A 22378-nucleotide genomic window follows, 5' to 3' on the forward strand; every position below is an offset into this window, starting at 1 on the left:
AGGAACACGGTAGACGCAGGCGGCGACACTCGCTCGCTCCTCGCGCGCTGGTCCCTCAGCGGAGGATCACGAGTTCGCGCGTCGTCCTCGTCATCGCCACGTACCGGTCGACCGCGCCGGTCACGTCGTCGCCGAACTGCTCCGGTCTCAGGAGTACGACCAGATCGAACTCGAGCCCCTTGGCGCCTTCCGGGGTGAGCGACCGCACCCGTGCCGTGGCTGGGAAGGTGGGGTCGCCGATCACACACGCCACGCCATCGGGGTGCGCGTCGAGCCAGTCGTCGACGACCGATGAGAGGGATGCCGCCTCACCGAGGCGCACGGGGACCCCGCTCTCGCGCACCGAGGTCGGCACGTTCGCGTCGGGGATCGCGGCGAGCACGGCGGGCGCGGCGACCTCCATCACCTCCGACGGCGTGCGATAGTTCACGCCGAGGTGGGCGATCCGGATGTCGCGGATCCCGAGCCGCGCGAGTCTCGCCTCCCAGCTCTCGGTGAACCCGTGTCTGGCCTGTGCGCGGTCGCCGACGATCGTGAAGCTGCGCGAGGGGCAGCGGGCGAGGAGCATCCGCCACTGCGCGTCGGAGAGCTCCTGGGCCTCATCGACGACGATGTGCCCGAACGGCCCCGCGAGCTCGTCGGGAGTGAGCGCGGGAGGGGCGTCGACGCCGAGCAGCACGTTCCTGGCGTCCTGACCGCGGAGGATCGACATCACCTTCATCTCGCTGTCGTCGTCTTCGATCAGATGATCCACGACGTGCGACATCTGCTCCTGCGCCGCGGCGATCACGGCCTCGCGGCGATGCCGGGCGCGCACGGAATCCGGGTCGCCGATCCGGCGGTAGGCGGCGTCCAGCAGCGGCAGGTCGGCGTCGGTCCACGGGGCAGCGGCGTCGCGCTGCAGGAGGGCGATGTCGTCCGGCCCCAGTTCGGGCGCGCACCGCTGCAGAAGCTCGGGCGAGCTCCACAGCCGCGTCACCACCCACGTCGGCGAGAGCAGCGGCCACGCCCGCACGAAGGTCCCGGTCAGCTCGTCGTCCTGGCGCAGCCACCGCCGGACGACGTGGGGCGGCACCTCCTCGTCGTCCACCTGATCGACCAGCAGCTCCAGGATCTCCTCCCAGACCTCGTCGCGAGCCTCGTCATGCGACGCCGCGGGGTCGGCGCGGGAGAAGACCTCGGCCCACTCCTCGCGGCTCATCCAGAGGTCGGCCCATGGTGATTCCAGGCGCATCGCGTGCTGCGGAGGCCGCTCGAACTGCTTCGCGACCGCATCGAGCACCGCGGTGGGATCGAGAGCCTCCTTCAGACGCGCGACCCGCGGATCCGACTCCTCGGCAGCGGCGGCGCCCTCGGGGACGAGATCGCGGAGGGTGCACAGGCGCACCGTGTCCTCCCCGAGGCTCGGCAGCACGTCCTCGACGTAGGAGAGGTAGTGCGCGTTGGGCCCGACCAGCAGCATCCCGCCGGCGCTCTGCGTGAGCCGCGGCTCGGCGTACAGCAGGTGCGCCGCACGGTGCAGCGCGACGACGGTCTTCCCCGTGCCAGGACCTCCATCCACCACGAGGGCGCCGGGGGAGGGAGTGCGGATGATGGCATCCTGGTCGGCCTGGATCGTCGCGAGCACGTCCCGCATCCTCGAGGTGCGGTGCGACCCGAGGCTCGCGATGAACGCGGACTGGTCGTCGAGGGAGGCGGCCCCGTCGAATCCCGCTGCCGTGAGGGCCTCGTCCCAGTAGTCGCTGATGTGCCCGGATGTCCAGCGGTAGCGTCGTCGCGAGACGATTCCGCGTGGGTCTTCCATCGTGGCGGCGAAGTACGGTTCGGCCGCAGGCGCGCGCCAATCCACGAGGAGCCTCGTGCCGTCGGCGGCGGCCAGACCGACGCGGCCGATGTAGACGGACTCACCGTCCACCCTGGTCATCCTGCCGAGGCAGATGTCGATTCCGAAGCGCTCGAGGACCCGGAGGCGGCTGCTCAGGCGACGGATCCGGAGGTCGCGGTCCACGGCGGCGTCTCCGAACGTCGCCTCCTGGTGCCGCGCGTCGTCCAGGCTCCGGGCGACGTCGGCGCGCTGCGACGCCAGCGCATCGGCGATCCGTGCGAGATGTGCACGGTCGGCGTCGAGGAGCTCGGGTGCGGCTTTCGCGCTCAGGGTCTCGGGTAGACGGAAGGGGTCGATGGGCATTGCTCTCCTTCGCACGCGTGCACGGATGGCACGAGCGAGGGTCGATTCTGCCCCAGGGAGGGGGCCTTGCGGCAAGCCCCCACCCCGGAGATATCCTGGAAATGGAAGGACGCGGGGACCACGCTGACGGCACTCGAGCAACCGGCCCTCCCTGCGGAACGGACAATGACGCACCGCATCGGCTATCTCATCGGAAGTCTCGCGCACGATTCGATCAACCGCGTCCTGGCGAAAGCACTCGTGCGGCTGGCGCCCTCGAGCCTGGAGCTCGTCGAGATCCCGATCCGCGACCTCCCGCTCTACAACCGCGACGACGAGCTGGAGCCGGTGGCGGCCGTCACGGACTTCAAGCGTGCGATCGAGCAGTCCGAGGGTCTGCTCCTCGTGTCACCCGAGTACAACCGCTCCATCCCCGGCGCGTTGAAGAACGCCATCGACTGGGGATCCAGACCGTGGGGGCACAACTCCTTCGCCCGCAAGCCCACCGGCATCATCGGGGCGTCCACCGGCGCCATCGGCACCGCCGTGATGCAGTCGTCCATGCGCAGCGTGCTGAGCTTCCTCAACGCTCCGCAGCTGAACGCCCCTGAGGCGTACATCACGTTCGATCCGGAGGCGTTCGGCGATGACGGCGAGGTGAAGGACGCCGGTACCGAGAAGTTCCTCCGGCACTACATGAGCGAATACGCCGCATTCGTCGAGCGGGTGCTGTCGCTCACCGCGCCAGGACACGTGGGTGATCAGGGCTGAGATCCGCCCTGCTCGAAGCCGGCTGGGAGTCGCGGGAGGTACGCCCTCCCGATGGCCCGCCCCAGACGGTGCCGTCGAGAGGGCTCACCGTCCTACCCGGACGGTCGGGGAGGCGGCGAAGATCTCGCTGCTCTCACGGCTGAGCCCCAGTCCTCAGCCTCGTAGCCCCCGCTACGGAGAGCAGAATATCGCTTAATCGGCTTGTCCGCCATTTGGGGGACAAAGAAATTTGCGAATGTCGCTCCGGAGCAGGTCCTGTTGCCTTCCGGGAGCAGGTGCCTAGGGTGTAATCATGGACAGATTGCTCGTCTTCACCGCACAGGTCGCCATCGCTCACGGCCACCGGGTCGAGGTGACGGAGCAGGTCGATCCGCTCACGGAAGAGCCGGTGGTGCTCGCCCTCGTCGACCTCGACACCGGCATCAGGTACCGCCGCCAGGAGGAGCCGGCAGGCGAGGTCTCGCGCTGGATCGGACGAGTCCTGGAGTGCACGATCACGCTCGGCGGAGCGGGTGCCCGTACCGTGCTGCTCGTCGACCCGATCGGTCCAGGAGCCACCGGGGCCAAGGTCGCCCTGCGCGGGGCCGACGCGGCAGCGGATGCGGCCAAGGCCGAGGCCGATCGATGGGGAGGGGCGGATCGCCCCGCACCTGTGGAGCATGAGCGCTTCTGGTGAGGTGCTGTCCTACCGGAAGTCCCTCGAGCGATGCGTGAGACCGGTGCGGAGATCTTCGAAGCCATCCGCGACGATGTTCACCACTCCCTCCGCCGAGCGCTCCAGGATGCCGCGGATGATGAGCGCCGGTGACTCTCGGGCGACACGGCGATAGCGGTTCCACACCCCGGCCGAGCAGATGACGTTCACCAGCCCGCTCTCGTCCTCGAGGTTCACGAAGGTGATCCCCGCAGCGGTCGCCGGTCGCTGACGGTGCGTGACGAGACCGGCGACCTCGATCCGACGCCCCACCTCATGGCGTTGCAGGTCAGCGGCGGTCAGCACCCCGCGTGCACGCAGCGCCTCACGGAAGTGCGCCATCGGATGGTCGTCCGTCGACACCCCGGTCGCCCAGAGGTCGGCGGAGAGGCGCTCGTAGCTCGTCTGGTCGGCGAACAAGGGCGGCTGCACGGCGACCGTGGTCCCGGGAAGGAAGCGCGACCGGTCATCCGCCGCCGCGCCGGCCAGCCAGATCGCCTCCCGCCGCTCCAGCCCCAGACAGTCGAAGGCTCCGGCCGTGGCGAGGGCCTCGAGTTGCGCGGCGGTGGCATCCGTCCGGCGCACCAGGTCGTTCAGGTCGCGGTACGGTCCATTCGCATCGCGCTCGGCGACGATCTTCTCCGCCATCGGCACACCGATCCCGCGGATGCCGCTGAGTCCCAGTCGCACCGCAGAATGACCGTCCCTCCGATGGGCCGCCGACTCGTCCGGCGCCCCTCTGTCGAAGCGGAGTGTGGGGGGCTGAGGATCGTCGAGGCAGTCCTCCCGCCCCGTCGGTCCGTTCGTCGCGGTGTCGTCGAGCGGCTCCAGGGTCTCCATCGCCCCTGAGGCGTGCAGGTCGGGTCGTCTGACCTCCACGCCATGACGACGCGCATCGGCGGTGAGCGTCGACGCGGAGTAGAAGCCCATCGGCTGCGAGCGCAGCAGTCCGGCGAGGAAGGCCGCGGGATAGTGCAGCTTCACCCAGGAGCTGGCGTAGACGAGCAGGGCGAACGACAACGAGTGCGACTCCGCGAATCCGAAGTTCGAGAACGCCTGGATCTGCGCGTAGATGCGGTCGGCGGCCTCGCCGATGAGCCCGCGTCGCTTCATCCCGGCGTACAGCTTGCCCCTCACCTTCTCGATCTTCTCCAGGCCGCGCTTGGACCCCATGGCGCGCCGCAGCAGATCGGCCTCATCCGCCGTGCAGTCACCGACGGCCGTCGCCATCTGGATCAGCTGCTCCTGGAAGATCGGGATGCCCAGCGTGCGCTTCAGGATCGGTTCCAGATCGCTGTGCGGGTAGGGGATGGGGAACTCCACCGGTTCCTCGCCGCGCAGCGCCCGCTCCCGGTTCTCCTCGTCGATACGGTCCTTGGCCATCTTGCGCCGGACGAACGGGTGCACCGCTCCGCCCTGGATGGGGCCCGGACGGATGAGGGCGATCTGGATGGCGAGGTCGTAGAACGCCCGCGGTTGCAGTCGGGGGAGCAGGCCGATCTGCGCACGGGACTCCACTTGGAAGACTCCGATCGAGTCCGCACGACAGAGCATGTCGTACACGGCGGGCTCCTCTTTGGGGATGGTCTCGAGCCGCCACTCCTCGCCCGTGTTCTCCCGGATCAGGTCGAAGCAATGCTGCAGGGCGGCGAGCATCCCGAGGCCCAGCAGATCGAACTTCACCAGTCCCATGAAGGCGGAGTCGTCCTTGTCCCACTGGATGACGGTGCGGTCCTCCATGCGGGCGTGCTCCACGGGCACGACTTCGCCGACCGGGCGCGCGGTGAGGACCATGCCCCCGGAGTGGATGCCCAGATGGCGGGGTGCCTTCAGCAGCTCGCCCGCATAGGCGAGCACGTTCTCCGGGATGTCGTGTCCCTCGACGGGCTCCAACCCCGTTCCCCAGCCGTCGACCTGCCGCGACCAGGCGTCCTGTTGTCCGGGGGAGTGCCCGAGCGCCCTCGCCATGTCCCGCACCGCGTTCTTCGGGCGGTACTGGATGACGTTCGCCACCTGGGCCGCCCGCTCCCTGCCGTACTCCCGGTAGACCCACTGGATGATCTCCTCGCGGCGGTCGGAGTCGAAGTCCACGTCGATGTCCGGCTCCTCCGTGCGGGTCGTCGCCAGGAACCGCTCGAACGGGAGACGGTAGAGGATCGGGTCCACCGCGGTGATCCCGAGCAGGTAGCAGACCGCGCTCGCCGCGGCCGAGCCTCGGCCCTGGCAGAGGATGCCGCGTCTGCGCGCCTCGGCCACGATGCCGTGCACGATCAGGAAGTACCCCGGGAAGTCCTTCTCCTCGATCACGTCCAGCTCGCGTTCGATCCTCCGGTGGCCGTCGTCGTCCAGTCTCGGGTACTTCGACGGCGCGGCCTCCCAGACCAGGTGGCGCAACCAGCTCATCGGCGTATGCCCCTCCGGCACCTTCTGCTGGGGGAGAGCCGGTCGGGCGAGTCGCAACGGGAAGGCGGATGCCGCCGCCAGCTCGAGCCCGTGGGAGATCGCGCCGGGGTACCGCGCGAAGCGCCTCGACATCTCGGCTCCACTGCGCAGGTGCGCGCCCCCGTGCGCTGGCAGCCAGCCGTCGAGCTCATCCATGCTGCGCACCGCGCGGACTGCGGCGACCGCCTCGGCGAGCGGCGCCTGCGCCGGGGTCGCGTAGTGCACGTTGTTGGTCGCCACCACCGGCAGCCGCACCCGGCGGGCGAGTTCGGCGAGGGTGTCGTTGCGACGGGTGTCCTGCGGGTCTCCGTGGTCGAAGAGCTCGACGGCGACGTGTTCGCTGCCGAACAGGTCGACCAGGGACCGCAGCGGGGTGAGACCGTCGCCGGCCTCGAGCCCGCGCCGCACCGCGCCCTTGCGGCATCCGGTGAGTATCGTCCAGTGGCCGCCGGCGCGCGCGGCGAGGTCATCGAGGTCGTAGACGGGACGCCCCTTCTCACCCCCGCGCAGCTGTGCCGCGGTGATCGCGCCCGAGAGGCGGTGATAGCCCTCCATCCCGCCGGCGAGGACGAGCAGGTGCTCGCCGGCAGGGTCCGCGTGTCCTCGCTGCGGCGCCGGCAGCTCCAGCGACAGCTCGGCCCCGAAGACCGTCTGCAGGGGGCTCTTCATGAGATCGGCCACTTCGGCGAAGCGTGCGGCGCCGTAGAAGCCGTCGTGATCGGTGAGGGCGAGCGCGGTCAGTCCGAGGCGGTCGGCCTCGGCGAGGAGATCTTCGGGAGAGGAGGCGCCGTCGAGGAAGGAGTACGACGAATGGGCGTGCAGCTCGGCATAGGGAACCGCCTCCTCCGGCCGCGCCACGGCGGGGGGAGTGCGTGAGCGACGACGGCTCACGGGTCCCGGGTCCGTCCGCTGACCCCGCGGTTCGGCTCCCGGTGGTGCGGGAGGGGACTCCTCACCGCTGAGGGTGCGCTCCAGATCGTTCCAGGACAGGGGCGGATTGTGCCAGCCCATCAGCGGTACCTCCCCTCGGCCCACCAGCGCTCTCCGGTGTGGAAGACCAGCCAGGCGCGATCGCGATCGTCGACGATCTGCAGCCGGTGTCCGTGCTTCCCCCCGCCCGGCGCCCAGCGGCGCTCGTGCACGGGCCAAGGGCCGGCCCACGCCTGCACGGCCGCTCCCTCGATGCGGACAGGGTCGTCCGAGAGCATCCCGCGGTCGTCGACGCCGACCGTGGTCTCGTCCGCGGCGAGCAGGCCGATGGGGCGCGGAGGCAGGAACACCTCGGCAGGCAGCGGATCGGGAAGGCTCCCCGGCCAGGGGGACTCCGGATCGCGCGGGGGGACGGCACGCTCGCCCCAGGGGGTGAGCACCTGACGATCGGCGAGCCAGCGGCCGCCGGACACCGCGGCGGTGACCACGCCTTGATGCCCCAGCATGGTCTGCACGCGCGAGACCGCATGATGCAGGCGCTCGTCAGTACCGGAGCCGAAGAGGCCGGGCTGATGGTGGGCGGCATCATCGACAGCGGCGGGGATGATCCGCACCGCGACGATGCCTCCGAAAGCCCTCGCCTCGTCGATCGGGTCCTTCGCGGATTGCGCGGCCAGAGCCTCCAGCTGCCAGCGCACCCTGTCGACCAGGTCGGAGGCGTCGAAGCAGGTGGGATGCAACCAGGAGCGCGAGAACACCACACCGTTGTCGTCGGTCAGATCGATCCGCACCTCCGTGCAGACGACCGAGGCGTCACCGAGGGCGAGCATGACCGCGTCCGCCGTCTGCCGCACCGCGAAGGCGACCTGGTCTGCGCCACCCAGCGGGGAGTCGAACTCGATGGCCCGCACGAGCTCGGGATCAGGGGGGCGCGGTGTCAGCGGACGGGAGTCGGCACCGGCGGCCAGTGCGTGCAGACGCGCACCGTGCTCGCCGAAGCGGTCGCGCACGTCGATCGGGGCGAGCGCGGTGAAGTCGCCGAGCGTGCGCACACCGAGCCGGATGAGGAGGCCGGCGATCTGCTCGTCGCGCAGCACCTGCACGGGGTACGGCGCCAGGAACTCCCGCGCTCCTCCCGGGGGGACGACCGTGCAGGGGGTGGAACCGCGTGCGGCGATCTCGGCCGTGAACGGACCGTCGGCGACGCCGATGCGCACTTCGGGGAAGCCGGCTTCGGCGAGGACGGCAGCGAGAGCGTCGGCGGCCTCCGCTTCTCCGCCGTGATAACGGGAGATGCCCCTGGCGCGGAGGACGGCGAGCCCTGGGCGCAGCAGCGTGACCCCTGGCGCGTGCTTCTCGATGAGGTGGAGCACGGGCAGGAAGGCACGTTCATCGCGTTCGCCGTCGTGGGGGAGCACCCGCAACGACGAGAGGTGTCCCTGTGCGACACGGCGACGTTGACCGGTGCGCACACCGTGCTCTCTGGCGGAGGCGGTGCAGGCGACGATGGTGTTCGCCTGGACGAGCGCGGTGGGGGGATGCGGGGGCGCGCTGCCGAGAGCGGCTCGCAGGGGCCAGTCGGGGAACCACAGGACGAGGACGCGGATCGGACTGTTCATCCGGCCTCCGCCCAGCGCAGGAGCTCCGGGGGCGCGGGCTCGCCGGGAACGGCGGCCTCGGGGGAGAGCGGGGGCAGGGCGGTGAGCTCGGCCGCCGCGGTTTCGACGGCGCCGTGGCCACCCGGCAGCTGGACCCGCACGCTCGAGGGGTGGGGGCTGTGCCGTGTCTGCGCGGTCACCGTCACCGTGCACTCGGAGAGCAGGCCCCACCCGGTGCCGAGACCGTGCCAGTGCGGATCGTGCAGACGTATGGTCCCCTCGCTCTGCGGCCAGCGTCCGGTGCCGGGTGACTCGGCGATCAGCAGGGTGCATCCGCGGTCGCGCAGGCGGGCGCTCAGTCGGGAGACATCGGCGTCCCGCGCCCTGGTGGCAGGGTGCACGGCGATCAGCGGCACGACCTCGGCCAGTGCGGAGGTCGCGGCGAGCCAGCGCTCGCCGGGGTCGGGAACCAGGATCAGGCGGGTCAGATCGATGCCGAACGCGGCCGCCGCTTCGACGCCGAGCGTCGGCATGCCGATCACGGCGCACCACAGGCCCTTCTGCGATGCCGCGCCGAGCAGGGCGAGCACGAGACTCGGAGAGGGGGAGACGGTGTAGGAGGTGCCGGTCTGCAGTCCTTCTTCCGGGAGCAGTGCGGAGAAGGCGGGGTCGAGGGGGAGGAGGGCCTGATCACTGCGCCGCCGCTGCATCCGGCTGATCTCTCGGCGCAGTCGCAGCACCTCTCTCGCGCGGGAGTCGCCCGCCGGGGAGAGCGAGGTGAGTGCGTCGAGCCCGATCACCCTGCGTCCTTTCTCGAAGATATGTTCTAATATAACAACTCGTGAGAATGACGGTAGTTCGTACATCGGACATCCGCCGGGTTGTCCACAGAGGGTCGGAGGAGGCATCGCAGATCTCCTACTCTGCGGGGATGGAGATCCGGCTCGTCCTCGTCGTGCTCACCCACCTCGCGCTGATCGGCATCGGGGCATGGCTGATCGTGATCGACGCCCGCACGCATCGCCTGCCGAACCGGATCGTGCTGCCGACGCTCGCCTCGCTGCTCGTGCTCATCGGACTCGATGCCATCGCCGGAGGGCGGAGCGGGTCGTGCGTCCGTGCGCTTCTGGGCATGCTGATCCTCGGCGGCTTCTACGCACTGCTGCGAGGAATCCGCAGCTCCGGGATGGGCGGTGGAGATGTGAAGCTCGCCGCCGTCATCGGGCTCGTGCTGGGCTGGCACGGGTGGGCATCGCTCGCGATCGGTGCGTCCTCGGCCTTCGTGCTGGGTGCGCTCTACGCGCTGGTGCTCATCCTGCTGCGTCGAGCGGAGCGGACCACGCGCATCGCCTTCGGGCCGTGGATGATCGTCGGGGCGCTCCTCGGTGTCGTCCTCGGCTGAATCCGCCTGTCTCGCACGGATACCGCGACGACGGCGCTACCCTGAAGCACATGGCACTCGCACGACTTCACGGCGGCCCGCTGGACGGGCAGATCATCCCCCTCGGCGATGCGGACGACAAGCTGATCGTCCCCTACAGCGAGACGCAGGTGGTGTACAACCGCCGCGGCGAACCGCAGAACACCGGCGCGGACGACGGCCCCACCGAGGTGGACTACTGGTTCGAAGAATCTCTCGAGGACCTCACGCTCGACGATGACTGAGCCGTCCCGCACGGTCGAGGTCGAGCGCAAGTTCGACGTCGACATCGAGACGCCTCTACCGAGCTGGGACGCGATCCCCGGGGTCGATGCCGTCACCGCAGGCGAGATCCGCGCGCTCGATGCCCAGTACTTCGACACCGACGACGGAGCTCTGGCGCGCGCCGGCGTGGCTCTGCGTCGACGCACGGGCGGTCCCGACGAGGGCTGGCACGTGAAGGGGCCTCGTCAGGGCGACGGCAGGCTCGAACTCGGCTGGCCGCTCGGCGAGGGAGACGCCCTTCCGCCCGCGGTCGCCGAGACGGTGGCCGCCTGGACGACCGCGCCCCTCACTCCGCTCGCCCGTATCGAGAACGACCGCACCGCCTACCTGCTCACGGGCGGTGACGGCGTGGTGGCCGAGTTCGTCGACGATCGGGTCCGCGCCACCGATCTCCGCCGGGGAGTGCGCCGCGAGTGGCGGGAATGGGAGATGGAGCTCGGTCCCGCCGCACCCGCCGACGACGCGGGGCGCGCCGCCTTCTTCGACGCGGTCGAGCAGGCCGTGCGGGCTGCCGGCGGCCGTGAATCGGCATCCGGGTCGAAGCTCGCCCGCGCCCTCGGCTTCTAACCGCAGACCCGACCACGCGCAACCCCTTCCCCAGGGGCGGCGGGGAGTGCTTGAGTGACAGCATGAGCCGACCGCCTGTGCTTCGATCGCTGCAGACGATCGTCCCCGACACCGTCCTCGTGCAGGAGCAGGTGCGCGACGTCTTCGCGCAGCAGCCCGACCTCGGGAGGTTGGCGCAGCGCATCGTCACCACCTCGTTCAACGTCTCGGGCATCGACACGCGGCACACCGTGATCGACGAGCTGTCTCTCGACTCCGAGGTGCCCGAGCCCGTCTTCTTCGACCGTGGGTCGGGGCTGCTGCTGGCCCCAGGCACCAAGGTGCGCAACAACTTCTACACCCGAGAGGCGAGCAGGCTCTTCGTCGACGTCGCACGGCGTGCCATCGAGGCCGACCCCGCGATCGGTCCGGAGGACGTGACCCACGTCATCACGGTCTCGTGCACGGGGTTCCATGCACCGGGCCCGGAGTACGAGATCGTGCGCGCCCTCGGTCTGTCCGACGCGGTACAGCGCTTCCATCTCGGCTTCATGGGCTGCTACGCCTCCATGCCGGCCCTGCGAGCGGCGAGTCAGTTCTGCCTGGCCGACGAGAACGCCGTCGTCCTGGTGGTGAGCGTCGAGCTGTGCACCCTGCATCTGCGCTCCTCCGAGGACCCGGACACGATCGTCGCCTCCTCGCTGTTCGCCGACGGGGCCGCAGCCGGAATCGTCACCGCGCGCGACCTGCCCGCCTCGACGCCCGGTCTCCGGCTGGACCGATTCCACACGGCGATCGCGCCGGAGGGCGAGAAGGACATGGCGTGGACGATCGGCGACAGCGGGTTCGAGATGATCCTCTCGACCGCGGTTCCGCAGATCATCGGCGAGACGATCATCGGCGCGCTCCGGCCGCTGTACGCCGCCGAGGAGGGGCTCGCGGCGGCGTTCGAGGCCGGAACCGTGGGTGCCGCCGTGCAGCACTGGGCCATCCACCCCGGCGGTCGCAGCATCCTCGACAGAGTGCAGGAGCGGATGCACCTCACCGATACGCAGCTGCACCCGGCGAGGGAGGTCCTGCGCGAGAACGGGAACATGTCGAGCGCGACGGTGCTGTTCGTGTTGAAGCGGATCCTCGAGGTCGAGGGCGCTCGCGCCGGCGAGAGGGTCTCCGCGATGGCGTTCGGGCCAGGACTGACGGCGGAGAGCGCGTTGATGACGGTCGTCGCGCCCACCGGGTCATGAGCCCAGCCCTCACGGAGCGGGACGCCGGAGCCCGCGAACTCATGGACGCTCCCGACGCCGACGCCCGGATGCTCGCGAGGACATACGGACGCTTCGGGCTCGTGAACGCACTGGTGTCCCGCCCGGGGACGCTCTATCGGCGTGACATCGGTCCGCGGGCCGCACGAGCCAGGAGGCTGCGGATCCTGGACGTCGGCGCGGGTGGGGGAGACCTCTGCCGGATGCTGGCGTGGCGGTTGCGAGGCGATGGACTCGACGCCGAGATCACGGCACTCGACGCGGATGAGCGGGCGATCCGGTGGGCGTCGGCGCATGATCGCGGCGCCGGCGTGCGCTACCGCTGTGCTCTCACGACCGATCTGGTCGCGGAGGGCGACACCTACGACGTCGTGGTGTCCAATCACGTGCTCCACCACCTCGACGACGTCGAGCTCGACACGGTACTCAGCGACTCCCTGCGGCTCACGGCCCCCGACGGGCTGGTCTCGCACAACGACATCGCCCGGAGCCGGACGGCTCATGCGCTGTTCGCCGCGGCGACCTGGCCGATCTCACGCACCCTCCTCGCCGACTCGTTCATCCGGGAGGACGGCCTCATCAGCATCCGACGCTCGTACACCGTCGCCGAACTCGCATCGATCGTCCCGGCCGGGTGGACGGTGCGCGCAGGCGTGCCGGCGCGACTGGAGCTCCGATGGGAGGAGGGCCGTGCCGGAGCATGACGTGGTGATCGTGGGCGCGGGCCCGGTCGGTCTCCTGCTGGCGTGCCTGCTGCTCGAGGAGGGGTTGCGGGTGGCCGTCTGCGAACGTCGTGCCGAGGCGGACGACCGCACCAGGGCGATCGGGATCCATCGGCCGGGTCTGGACGCCCTGGATGCCGCCGGAGTCGGGGTCGCCGTACGAGCGGAGGCTCTGCGCCTCCACGGCGGTGAGGTGCGCAGTCGGCGTCGGACGCTGGCGACCCTGACCTTCGCGCCGGACCGCGAGGTCCTGATCCTTCCCCAGCCTCGGACGGATGCCCTGCTCCGCGCTCGTCTGCAGGCTCTCTCCGCTGCAGCGCTGGTCACCGGGTGCACCGTCACCGCGGTCCGCGAGTCCGCCGACGAGGTGCGGGTCGCGACGGACACCCCCGACGGGCTCAGCGAGCTGACGTGCTCCGTCGTCGTGGTCGCCGATGGGGTGCGGAGTCGTCTGCGTGGCGATCTCGGCATCGGGTGGCGGCGTCGTGCGGGGCATGCTTCGTACGTGATGCTCGACGTCGCCGAGGCGATGCCGGGTGACCGCGCCGTCCTGCATTGCGAGCCGGAGGGCCTCGTCGAGTCCTTCCCGCTTCCCGGCGGGCGTCGCCGATGGGTCGTGCGCGAGGGCGCGGAAGATCTTCGGACCGCCGCCGGTCTCCGCGCGGCGGTCGCGCAGCGCACGGGGATCGAACTCGAGGTGGACGAGGGAGCGCAGCCCGCGTCCTTCGTCGCCGCGCAGCACCGTGCGACGCGGGTGCACCGGGGGAGGGTGGTCCTCGTCGGCGATGCGGCGCACGAGGTCAGCCCGATCGGCGGACAGGGGATGAACCTCGGATGGGTGGACGCCGTGCGCCTCGCTGCAGAGCTCGCACGCGCGCTGCCGGCACGAGCGCCCGACCTGTCGGGGTTCGATCGCCAGGTGCGCAGGTCGGCGGCGAGGGCCCAGCGTCGCTCGGCCTTCTACATGTCGATGGGAGCCCCGGCTGCGGCTCCGGTCGTCCGGGGAAGGGAGCTGCTCATGCGCACGCTCGGGGCGGCGCCGCTGCGTGGATGGACGGCCGGGCTGCTCACGATGCGCGGTCTCTGACGAGCGAAGGCCCGGTCCGCGAGGTGCGGGACCGGGCCTTTCCGAGACGGCGGCTCAGAAGTTGATCATGTGGCCGGCGAGGCCGTGGAAGCCCTCCTGCAGTGCCTCCGACAACGTCGGGTGCGTGTGCACGTTGCGCGCAAGCTCGAGTGCGGTGAGGTCCCACTTCTGGGCGAGCGTCAGCTCCGGAAGCAGCTCCGACACGTCAGGGCCGATCATGTGGGCGCCGATGAGCTCGAGGTGCTCGGCGTCGGCGATCAGCTTGACGAAGCCGACGGGCTCGCCCAGGCCGTGCGCCTTGCCGTTGGCCATGAATGGGAACGTCGCGACCTTGATCTCGCGCCCCTCGTCCTTGGCCTGCTGCTCGGTGAGACCGAACGACGCGACCTGCGGCGAGCAGAAGGTCGCACGCGGCATCATCCGGTAGTCGCCGAGGGTCTGGGTCTCCGCGCCGCCGATGGTCTCGGCCGCGACGACGCCCTGCGCCTCCGCCACGTGGGCGAGCTGCAGCTTGGCGGTCACGTCACCGATCGCGTAGATGCCCTCGACGTTGGTGCGCATGTGGTCGTCGATGTCGATCGCGCCGCGCTCGGTGAGCTTCACGCCGGTGCTCTCGAGCCCGAAACCCTCGATGTTCGGGGCGAAGCCGACCGACATGAGCACCTTGTCGGCCTCGATCGACGACTGCTGCCCGTCCTTGCCGGTGTAGGTGACGGTGACGGACGAGCCGTTGTCGACGACGGTCTCGACCTTGGTCGAAGTGAGGATGTCGACGCCGTAGTTCTTGTACTGCTTGGTGATCTCCTTCGACACGTCGGCGTCCTCGTTGGGGAGCGCGCGGTCGAGGAACTCGATGATGGTGACCTTCACGCCGTAGTTGGTCATCACATAGGCGAACTCCATGCCGATGGCGCCCGCGCCGACGATGACGATCGACTTCGGGAGCTCGCGGGAGAGGATCTGCTCCTCGTAGGTCACCACGTTGTCGCTGAGCTGCACGCCGGGGAGCAGGCGGACCTTGGAACCGGTCGCGATGATGGCGTTGTCGAACGTGACCTCTTCGGTCGAGCCGTCGGCCTTCGCGACCGAGATCGCCTTCGGGCCGGTGAAGGTGCCGCGACCGTCGTACTCGGTCACCTTGTTCTTCTTCATCAGGAAGTGGATGCCCTTGACGCGGCCGTCGGCCACCACGCGGCTGCGGTCGAACGCCTTGCCGTAGTCGATCGTGAACTCGCCGGAGATCCCGAAGAAGTCCGCCTTGTGGTTCAGGGTGTGCGCGAGTTCCGCGTTCTTCAGGAGCGCCTTGGAAGGGATGCAGCCGACGTTGAGGCACACACCGCCCCAGTACTTCTCCTCGATGATCGCGGTGGACAGGCCGAGCTGCGCGCTGCGAACCGCAGCGACGTATCCGCCAGGACCTGCACCAAGGATGACGACGTCGTAGTGTGGCATGCCTTAAGCCTATCGCTCCGATGAGGCGTCGGAATCGGTCGACGACCTGCCGCGGCGGCGGCTCATGATGATCAGGACGACGACTCCGGCGACGACCAGGACGCCGAGGATCGAGAGCACCCAGATCCATGCGGATCCGCCGTCTGCGGCCTCCGTGTCGGTGTCGGCCGAGACCGTCGGTGCTGGCGCTTCGCTCTGCGCGGCGGTCGGCGTCGGTGAGGACGTCGGGGCGGTGCTGGGCTCGCTCGTCGCGGCTCCGTCATCGCCGACCGTGACGGTGAAGGAGTACTCGCCGGAAGTGGGGTGCCCGTCGCTGGAGACCACCTTCCAGATCACGTGGTACTCGCCGGCTGGACCCTCCGCGGTGAGCGGCTGCGTGACGATCGCGCCATCGACGGTCGCGGCGCCGTCGGTGACCGCTGCGCCGTCGGGGTCGGTCACCACGACCTCGGTCGCTCCTTCGCCGTCGATGAGCTTCGCGCTGAAGGTGAGCGTCAGCTCGGCCGGCACGGTCTCGATCGCCTCGTCGGCGGCGGGCGACGACGACACCAGGGCGTCGTGTGCGGACGCCGGCAGCGGCGACACGAGCACGAAGAACGCGGCGAGGAGTGTGGCGGCGAGAGCGATCGGGGCGGCCGGGCGGCGCAGAGCTTTGGTGTTCACGGCTCCAGCCTATGAATACCCGGTATGTGACGGCTGAGTGTGAAAGCGGCCTCCCGCGACCGGCTCGCCATCCGTTAGTCTGGACAACCAGGAGGGCACAGTGACAGACAGCGACAGCCGACCGGCCGGAGAAGCCGCGATCCACCGTTCCGGTGAGCAGAAACACGACGTGACGCAGACGTTCGGACACGATTCCGACCTGTCTTTCGTGCCGTTCGGAGTGGAGCTCACCGATGTCGAGCAGTCGGCGATCAGCGCCCTGCCGGCGGGATCGGCTCTGCTGCTCGTCCGGTCAGGGGCCCTCGCCGGTGCGCGTTACCTCCTCGACACCGACGTCACCACGGTCGGACGCCACCCCGAGGCCGACATCTTCTTCGACGACGTGACGGTCTCGCGTCGGCACGCCGAGATCACCCGCACCGGGTCGACGTTCGAGATCATCGATCAGCGCTCGCTCAACGGAACCTACGTCAACGGCGAACGTGTCGACCGCAGCGTGCTGGTCGACGGCTCGGAACTGCGCGTCGGAAAGTTCCGTCTGAACTTCTTCGCCTCTCCTCGCGATCGCGCGGCGGCGAACGACTGATGGCGGCCACTCCCGCCCGCGAACGTTCCGCGTCCGCGGGCTTGCTGAGTATCGGCCAGGTCCTTGCTCGGCTCACCCCGGAGTTCCCCGATCTGACCTCCAGCAAGCTGCGATTCCTCGAGGTGCAGGGCATCGTCAGCCCCTCGCGCACGGAGTCCGGCTATCGCAAGTTCTCCGCCGCCGACATCGAGCGGCTGCGTCTGGGCCTCACGCTGCAGCGGGACCACTATCTGCCGTTGAGCGTCATCCGCGAACAGCTCGACGAGGCCGCCGCGGGCGGGGAGGCTGCCGCTCTCGCGCCGCCGCCGTCGATCGCCCCTGCCGTGCGTCGCTACCGCCGCGACGAACTGCTCGCCGCGGCGGGCGCAGGACCTCAGCTGCTCAACGACGCCATCAGCACCGGGGTCATCACCGCGCAGGAGACATATCCGGAAGCGACAGTGAAGCTGCTGCGTGGCCTGGTCGCGCTCGACAGGCACGGCATCGAGCCGCGGCACCTGCGTTCTCTGCGTCAGGGAGCGGAGCGGGAGGTCGCGTTGATCGAGTCCGCGATGTCCGCGTTGCTGCGTCGGACGGATGCCGCGTCGCGGGCGAAGGCGAGCGAGCTCGGCCCCGAGCTGGCGTCGCGCATCGACGAGGTGCGGGCTCTCTTCGTCAAGGACGCGCTCTCCCGAGTGCTTTCGTAACGAACTGATTGCGACACACCTTCGCGGTCGGCCGGATGTCATTGCCGGTGCCTTGGCACTGCTCTACCGTGGAAGATAACCGTTCCAGGGAGGATTTCAGATGAATGCGGATGAGCTCGCAGGCGACCCGCGGTTCGTGCCCGAACTCCTCTTCACGGATGGTCTCCCGGCCATGGACGACGAGGTCGGCTACCGTGGCGCGGTCGCGGCGCGAGCCGCCGGCATCACCTACCGCCAGCTGGACTACTGGGCACGCACCGAGCTGGTCGAGCCCACCGTCCGCGGCGCCAACGGCTCCGGATCGCAGCGCCTCTACGGCTTCCGCGACATCCTCGTGCTGAAGCTCGTGAAGAGCCTCCTCGACACCGGTATCTCCCTGCAGCAGATCCGCACGGCTGTGGAAGAGCTGCGTCGCGCGGGTATCCGCGACCTCGCTGGCACGACTCTGATGAGCGACGGGGCTTCCGTGTACCTCTGCACGTCGAACGACGAGGTGATCGACCTGGTGAGCCGCGGTCAGGGCGTCTTCGGCATCGCCGTCGGCAAGGTCCTCCGCGAAGTGGAGTCGACGCTCGTCGCCTTCGACGCGACCGCTCCCGATCCCGTCGACGAGCTCTCGGCTCGTCGCGCGAAGCGCTCCGCCTGACCGGGACCACAAATGCAGAACGGCCATCCTCATCGAGGATGGCCGTTCCTTTTCGTGCGACGTCGCAGGTCAGCTCTGCGGTCCGGACTCCGGAACCGGGATGCGTCCGGTGCGGATGATGCGGTCGAGCAGTTGGTCGAAATCGGCGGCGAGTTCTTGAGCCGAGTCGCCTGGCCAGATGTGCAGGGGCTTGGCAGCGCCCTGTGCCTGCTGCAACGAGGTGCGCTCGGGGAGCTGAGGCGAGAGGACGAGCGGGCCGAACATGTCGCGGAGCTCCTTGATGCGGAACTGGTGCTCGATGGATTGCGGCCGCACGCGGTTCACGACGATGCCGAGCGGCTGCAGCCGGGGCGAGAGACCGCGGCGGATCTCCTCGATGGCGCGGAGGGCACGGTCGGCGGCGGCGACCGAGAAGAGTCCGGGCTCGGTGACGACCATGACGCGGTCGCTCGCCGCCCACGCGGTACGGGTGAGCGCGTTCAGCGACGGCGCGCAGTCGACCAGCACGAGGTCGTAGTCGGCCTCGACCGAGGCGAGCGCTTCCTCGAGCTTCCACACATCGCGGACGCTGGGGTGCGGGCCGTCGAAGTTGATGGCAGACGGGCTGCCGATGAGCACGTCGATCGTTCCGGGGTGCACCTTGGCCCAGCCGCTGGAGGTGATGGCCTGACGGACCACCTTCTCCTTCGGGTTCGCCAGGACGTCGGCGATGTTGAGTCGTCCGGCCACCTGGATGTCCATCCCGGTGGAGACGTCGGACTGCGGGTCGAGGTCGACGACGAGAGTCCGGACGCCTCGGGCGAAAGCCGCTGAGGCCAGCCCGAGTGTCACGGTCGTCTTGCCGACGCCCCCCTTGAGAGAGCTGACGCTGAGTACGTGCACGGACACCACGTTACCTTCCCCTAGGCTGGGGGAACACTCAGCCCCGCCCCATGCGCATCGAAAACGCTGCGCATCGAGCTCTCAGAGGTGTGCATGTTCCAGAAGATCCTTGTGGCGAACCGCGGCGAGATCGCGATCCGCGCATTCCGTGCAGCAGTCGAAGTGGGGGCGCGGACCGTCGCCGTGTTCCCGCACGAAGACCGCGGATCGGTGCATAGGCTCAAGGCCGACGAGGCCTACGAGATCGGCGAGCGCGGTCATCCCGTCCGCGCCTACCTGAACGTCGACGAGATCATCCGCGTCGCGCTCGAGGCGGGCGCCGACGCGATCTACCCCGGGTACGGATTCCTCTCGGAGAATCCCGAGCTGGCGGAGAAGGCGGCGGCCAACGGGATCGTCTTCATCGGCCCGCCCTCGAACGTCCTCGAGATGGCGGGGAACAAGGTCGAGGCGAAGCGGCACGCCGTCGAGGCGGGGGTCCCCGTGCTCCGCTCCACCGAGGCGTCGAGCGATGTCGATGCGCTGGTCGCACAGGCGAAGGAGATCGGCTTCCCGCTGTTCGCCAAGGCCGTGGCCGGTGGTGGCGGTCGCGGTATGCGGCGCGTCGAGACCTTCGGCGAGCTCGCCCCCGCGTTGGCCGAGGCCATGAGGGAGGCGGAGAGCGCCTTCGGTGATCCGCGCATGTTCCTCGAGCAGGCGGTCGTGCGTCCGCGGCACATCGAGGTGCAGATCCTCGCCGACAAGACGGGCGAGACCGTGCACCTGTTCGAGCGCGACTGCTCGGTGCAGCGGCGTCACCAGAAGGTGGTCGAGATCGCCCCGGCGCCGAATCTCGATGACAGCGTCCGCACCGCGCTGCACGGCTACGCGGTGGCCTTCGCCCGATCGATCGGGTACGAGAACGCCGGCACGGTCGAGTTCCTGCTCGAGACGGCGGGGGAGCGCACCGGTGAAGTCGTCTTCATCGAGATGAACCCGCGCATCCAGGTCGAGCACACGGTCACCGAAGAGGTCACCGACGTCGATCTGGTGCAGAGCCAGATGCGCATCGCGGCGGGCCAGACGCTCGCCGATCTGGGTCTGCAGCAGGAGGACCTGCACCTGCGCGGGGCCGCACTGCAGTGCCGCATCACGACGGAGGACCCGACGCAGGGCTTCCGTCCGGACACCGGCAAGATCACGACCTACCGTTCACCCGGAGGTGCGGGTATCCGCCTCGACGGCGGGACGGTGCATCAGGGCGCGCAGATCAGTCCGCATTTCGACTCCATGCTCGCGAAGCTGACCTGCCGTGGTCGCGATTTCCCCGCTGCCGTCGCACGCGCACGCAGGGCGCTGGCAGAGTTCCGCATCCGTGGGGTCTCGACCAACATCCCGTTCCTGCAGGCTCTCCTCGAGGATGACGCGTTCATCGCCGGGGACGTGAGCACCTCCTTCATCGATGAGCGTCCCGAGCTTCTGCGCGGCCGGGTGTCGAAGGACCGAGGGACGAAGTTCCTGAACTGGCTCGTCGACGTCACCGTCAACAAGCCGCACGGGGCACACCCCGGCGTGGTGGATCCCGCCTCGAAGCTCCCGTCGGTCGATCTCGGCGTCGAGCCGCTGCCCGGCTCACGGCAGCGACTCCTCGAACTGGGACCCGAGGGCTTCGCTCGCAGCCTGCGTGAGCAGACGGCCCTCGCCATCACGGAAACGACGTTCCGTGACGCCCACCAGTCGCTCCTGGCGACCCGGGTGCGCACGAAGGATCTCGTCGCCGCTGCCCCGTACCTCGCGCGGCTGACGCCCGGGCTCCTCTCGGTCGAGGCCTGGGGTGGAGCGACCTACGACGTCGCGCTGCGCTTCCTCGGGGAGGACCCGTGGGAGCGCCTCGACAAGCTGCGGGCCGCACTGCCGAACGTGGCGATCCAGATGCTGCTGCGCGGGCGCAACACGGTCGGCTACACCCCGTACCCGACCGCGGTCACCGAGGCTTTCGTCGCCGAGGCGGCCGCCAGCGGCGTCGACATCTTCCGGATCTTCGACGCGCTGAACGACGTGGAGCAGATGCGCCCGGCGATCCAGGCCGTCCGCGACACCGGGACAGCGGTCGCGGAGGTCGCGCTCTGCTACACCGGGGATCTGCTCGATCCTGCGGAAGACCTCTACACGCTGGACTACTACCTGAACCTCGCGGATCAGATCGTCGAGGCCGGCGCGCACATCATCGCGATCAAGGACATGGCGGGTCTGCTCCGCCCCGCCGCCGCCGCGACGCTGGTCGCCGCCCTGCGTGAGCGGTTCGACCTCCCGGTGCACCTGCACACGCACGACACCCCGGGAGGACAGCTGGCGACGCTACTCGCGGCGAGTGCGGTCGGCGTCGACGCGGTGGATGCCGCTTCCGCACCGCTCTCGGGCACCACGAGTCAGCCGTCTCTGTCGTCCCTCGTCGCGGCACTCGCGCACACGGATCGGGACAGTGGCATCGCGCTCGACGCCGTCTCCGATCTCGAGCCCTACTGGGAGGCGGTGCGACGGCAGTACGCCCCCTTCGAGTCCGGGCTCCCGGGGCCCACAGGGCGCGTGTACCACCACGAGATCCCCGGCGGTCAGCTGTCGAACCTGCGGCAGCAGGCGAAGGCCCTCGGACTCGCGGACGACTTCGAGCTCATCGAAGACATGTACGCGGCAGCCGACCGGATCCTCGGCCGTGTGCCGAAGGTCACGCCGTCGTCGAAGGTCGTCGGCGACCTCGCCCTCCACCTCGCGGCGGTGCGGGCAGACCCGGCGGACTTCGAGGCGAACCCGGAGAAGTACGACGTTCCGGACTCGGTCGTCGGGTTCATGGCGGGCGAGTTGGGCGATCTTCCCGGAGGATGGCCGGAGCCGTTCCGCAGCAAGGTGCTCGCAGGGCGCTCGGTCCGGGTGGGTCTCACCGAGATCACCGCCGAGGACGAAGCGGCACTCGCCGGCACCAGCGCCGAACGGCGGACACGGCTCAACACGCTCCTGTTCCCCGGCCCGAGCGCCGAGTTCGCGGAGCGGCGCGAGCTGTTCGGCGACCTCTCCGTGCTCGACACCAACGACTACCTCTACGGTCTGGTCGCCGGCCAGGAGCACCTGATCGAGATCGATCGCGGCGTTCAGCTGTACGTCGGGCTCGAGGCGATCGGCGATGCCGACGACAAGGGCATGCGCACCGTGATGACGACGCTCAACGGGCAGCTGCGCCCCGTCTTCGTGCGGGACAGGTCGATCGTCGTCGACGCCCACGAGGTCGAGAAGGCGGACACATCGGTCCCCGGCCAGGTGGCGGCGCCGTTCTCCGGTGTGGTCACGCTCAAGGCCGAGGTGGGAGCGGCTGTCCGTGCCGGCGAACCCGTGGCGTCCATCGAGGCGATGAAGATGGAGGCCGCCATCACGGCTCCTGTCGACGGTGTCGTCGAGCGTCACGCGATCGCCGAGACCCAGCAGGTGGATGCCGGAGATCTTTTGGTCGTGATCCGTCCCGCGCACTAACCTTGTGCGGGCGAGGCCTGCGCACGATGTGCGCACCC

Annotated in this window: 19 protein-coding genes; 12 read left to right on the plus strand and 7 right to left on the minus strand. The window is 69.6% G+C overall.

Annotated elements, in window-relative coordinates; translation table 11 throughout:
- Positions 1-55 precede the first annotated feature (55 nt).
- Positions 56-2188 (minus strand): RNA polymerase recycling motor ATPase HelR, encoded by a 2133-nt coding sequence (gene helR, locus AB0E56_RS08940; RefSeq protein WP_359798314.1) that lies wholly within the window; start codon positions 2186-2188, stop codon positions 56-58.
- Between the two features lie 165 nt (positions 2189-2353).
- Between helR and AB0E56_RS08945 the strand changes: the two genes are divergently transcribed.
- Positions 2354-2938 (plus strand): NADPH-dependent FMN reductase, encoded by a 585-nt coding sequence (locus AB0E56_RS08945; protein ID WP_359798316.1) that lies wholly within the window; start codon positions 2354-2356, stop codon positions 2936-2938.
- 292 nt (positions 2939-3230) lie between these two features.
- Positions 3231-3614 (plus strand): hypothetical protein, encoded by a 384-nt coding sequence (locus AB0E56_RS08950; RefSeq protein ID WP_359798317.1) that lies wholly within the window; start codon positions 3231-3233, stop codon positions 3612-3614.
- A 9-nt stretch (positions 3615-3623) separates the two neighbouring features.
- Here the strand turns inward: AB0E56_RS08950 and AB0E56_RS08955 are convergent, their stop codons facing one another.
- Genes AB0E56_RS08955 through AB0E56_RS08965 form a run of 3 tightly spaced genes read right to left on the minus strand, consistent with a single transcriptional unit; the run spans position 3624 to position 9402 of the window.
- Positions 3624-7085: an error-prone DNA polymerase gene (locus AB0E56_RS08955; RefSeq protein WP_359798319.1), complete on the minus strand. Its 3462-nt coding sequence runs from the start codon at positions 7083-7085 to the stop codon at positions 3624-3626.
- On the minus strand, positions 7085-8623 hold the full coding sequence (locus AB0E56_RS08960; RefSeq protein WP_359798320.1) for a DNA polymerase Y family protein: 1539 nt from the start codon (positions 8621-8623) through the stop codon (positions 7085-7087). Before AB0E56_RS08960 ends, AB0E56_RS08955 begins: the two co-directional genes overlap by 1 nt.
- The gene (locus AB0E56_RS08965) at positions 8620-9402 is read right to left on the minus strand and encodes a hypothetical protein (protein ID WP_359798322.1); all 783 of its coding nucleotides are present in this window, start codon (positions 9400-9402) and stop codon (positions 8620-8622) included. The genes AB0E56_RS08960 and AB0E56_RS08965 overlap by 4 nt, the downstream gene beginning before the upstream one ends.
- Positions 9403-9533: 131 nt before the next feature.
- On the opposite strand from AB0E56_RS08965, the gene AB0E56_RS08970 reads away from it, so the two are divergent.
- The 6 genes from AB0E56_RS08970 to AB0E56_RS08995 all read left to right on the plus strand — a co-directional run bounded on the left by AB0E56_RS08970 (position 9534) and on the right by AB0E56_RS08995 (position 13924).
- Positions 9534-10004: an A24 family peptidase gene (locus AB0E56_RS08970; RefSeq protein WP_359798323.1), complete on the plus strand. Its 471-nt coding sequence runs from the start codon at positions 9534-9536 to the stop codon at positions 10002-10004.
- 50 nt (positions 10005-10054) lie between these two features.
- Positions 10055-10267 carry a response regulator gene (locus AB0E56_RS08975; protein ID WP_183150317.1) on the plus strand — a complete coding sequence of 71 codons (213 nt, stop codon included), beginning with the start codon at positions 10055-10057 and terminating at the stop codon, positions 10265-10267.
- Positions 10260-10874, plus strand: coding sequence for a CYTH domain-containing protein (locus AB0E56_RS08980; RefSeq protein WP_359798324.1), 615 nt, complete (start codon positions 10260-10262; stop codon positions 10872-10874). Before AB0E56_RS08975 ends, AB0E56_RS08980 begins: the two co-directional genes overlap by 8 nt.
- A gap of 62 nt (positions 10875-10936) precedes the next feature.
- Positions 10937-12097, plus strand: a complete 1161-nt coding sequence (locus AB0E56_RS08985) for a type III polyketide synthase (RefSeq protein ID WP_359798326.1) — start codon at positions 10937-10939, stop codon at positions 12095-12097.
- On the plus strand, positions 12094-12819 hold the full coding sequence (locus AB0E56_RS08990; RefSeq protein WP_359798327.1) for a methyltransferase domain-containing protein: 726 nt from the start codon (positions 12094-12096) through the stop codon (positions 12817-12819). The genes AB0E56_RS08985 and AB0E56_RS08990 overlap by 4 nt, the downstream gene beginning before the upstream one ends.
- A complete protein-coding gene (locus tag AB0E56_RS08995; protein ID WP_359798329.1) occupies positions 12806-13924 on the plus strand; it encodes an NAD(P)/FAD-dependent oxidoreductase in 1119 nt (372 codons plus the stop codon). The genes AB0E56_RS08990 and AB0E56_RS08995 overlap by 14 nt, the downstream gene beginning before the upstream one ends.
- A gap of 54 nt (positions 13925-13978) precedes the next feature.
- On the opposite strand, the gene lpdA is transcribed toward AB0E56_RS08995, so the two are convergent.
- Both lpdA and AB0E56_RS09005 read right to left on the minus strand, forming a co-directional pair.
- Positions 13979-15376, minus strand: a complete 1398-nt coding sequence (lpdA, locus tag AB0E56_RS09000; protein ID WP_359798331.1) for a dihydrolipoyl dehydrogenase — start codon at positions 15374-15376, stop codon at positions 13979-13981.
- Positions 15377-15385: 9 nt separating this feature from the next.
- A complete protein-coding gene (locus tag AB0E56_RS09005; protein WP_359798332.1) occupies positions 15386-16039 on the minus strand; it encodes a copper resistance CopC family protein in 654 nt (217 codons plus the stop codon).
- Between the two features lie 100 nt (positions 16040-16139).
- On the opposite strand from AB0E56_RS09005, the gene AB0E56_RS09010 reads away from it, so the two are divergent.
- The 3 genes from AB0E56_RS09010 to AB0E56_RS09020 all read left to right on the plus strand — a co-directional run bounded on the left by AB0E56_RS09010 (position 16140) and on the right by AB0E56_RS09020 (position 17957).
- Positions 16140-16625: an FHA domain-containing protein gene (locus AB0E56_RS09010; RefSeq protein ID WP_359798333.1), complete on the plus strand. Its 486-nt coding sequence runs from the start codon at positions 16140-16142 to the stop codon at positions 16623-16625.
- A complete protein-coding gene (locus AB0E56_RS09015; RefSeq protein ID WP_220173438.1) occupies positions 16625-17311 on the plus strand; it encodes a MerR family transcriptional regulator in 687 nt (228 codons plus the stop codon). Before AB0E56_RS09010 ends, AB0E56_RS09015 begins: the two co-directional genes overlap by 1 nt.
- Before the next feature lie 100 nt (positions 17312-17411).
- The gene (locus AB0E56_RS09020; RefSeq protein WP_183150310.1) at positions 17412-17957 is read left to right on the plus strand and encodes a MerR family transcriptional regulator; all 546 of its coding nucleotides are present in this window, start codon (positions 17412-17414) and stop codon (positions 17955-17957) included.
- A 69-nt stretch (positions 17958-18026) separates the two neighbouring features.
- On the opposite strand, the gene AB0E56_RS09025 is transcribed toward AB0E56_RS09020, so the two are convergent.
- Positions 18027-18839, minus strand: a complete 813-nt coding sequence (locus AB0E56_RS09025; RefSeq protein ID WP_359798335.1) for a ParA family protein — start codon at positions 18837-18839, stop codon at positions 18027-18029.
- Between the two features lie 93 nt (positions 18840-18932).
- Here AB0E56_RS09025 and AB0E56_RS09030 point away from each other — a divergent pair, with 93 nt between their 5' ends.
- Complete coding sequence (locus tag AB0E56_RS09030) at positions 18933-22340, plus strand: pyruvate carboxylase (protein WP_359798337.1); 3408 nt, start codon at positions 18933-18935, stop codon at positions 22338-22340.
- Positions 22341-22378 lie beyond the last annotated feature (38 nt).

This window comes from Microbacterium sp. NPDC028030 (genome assembly GCF_040637855.1).
In the GTDB taxonomy this organism is placed as follows: domain Bacteria; phylum Actinomycetota; class Actinomycetes; order Actinomycetales; family Microbacteriaceae; genus Microbacterium.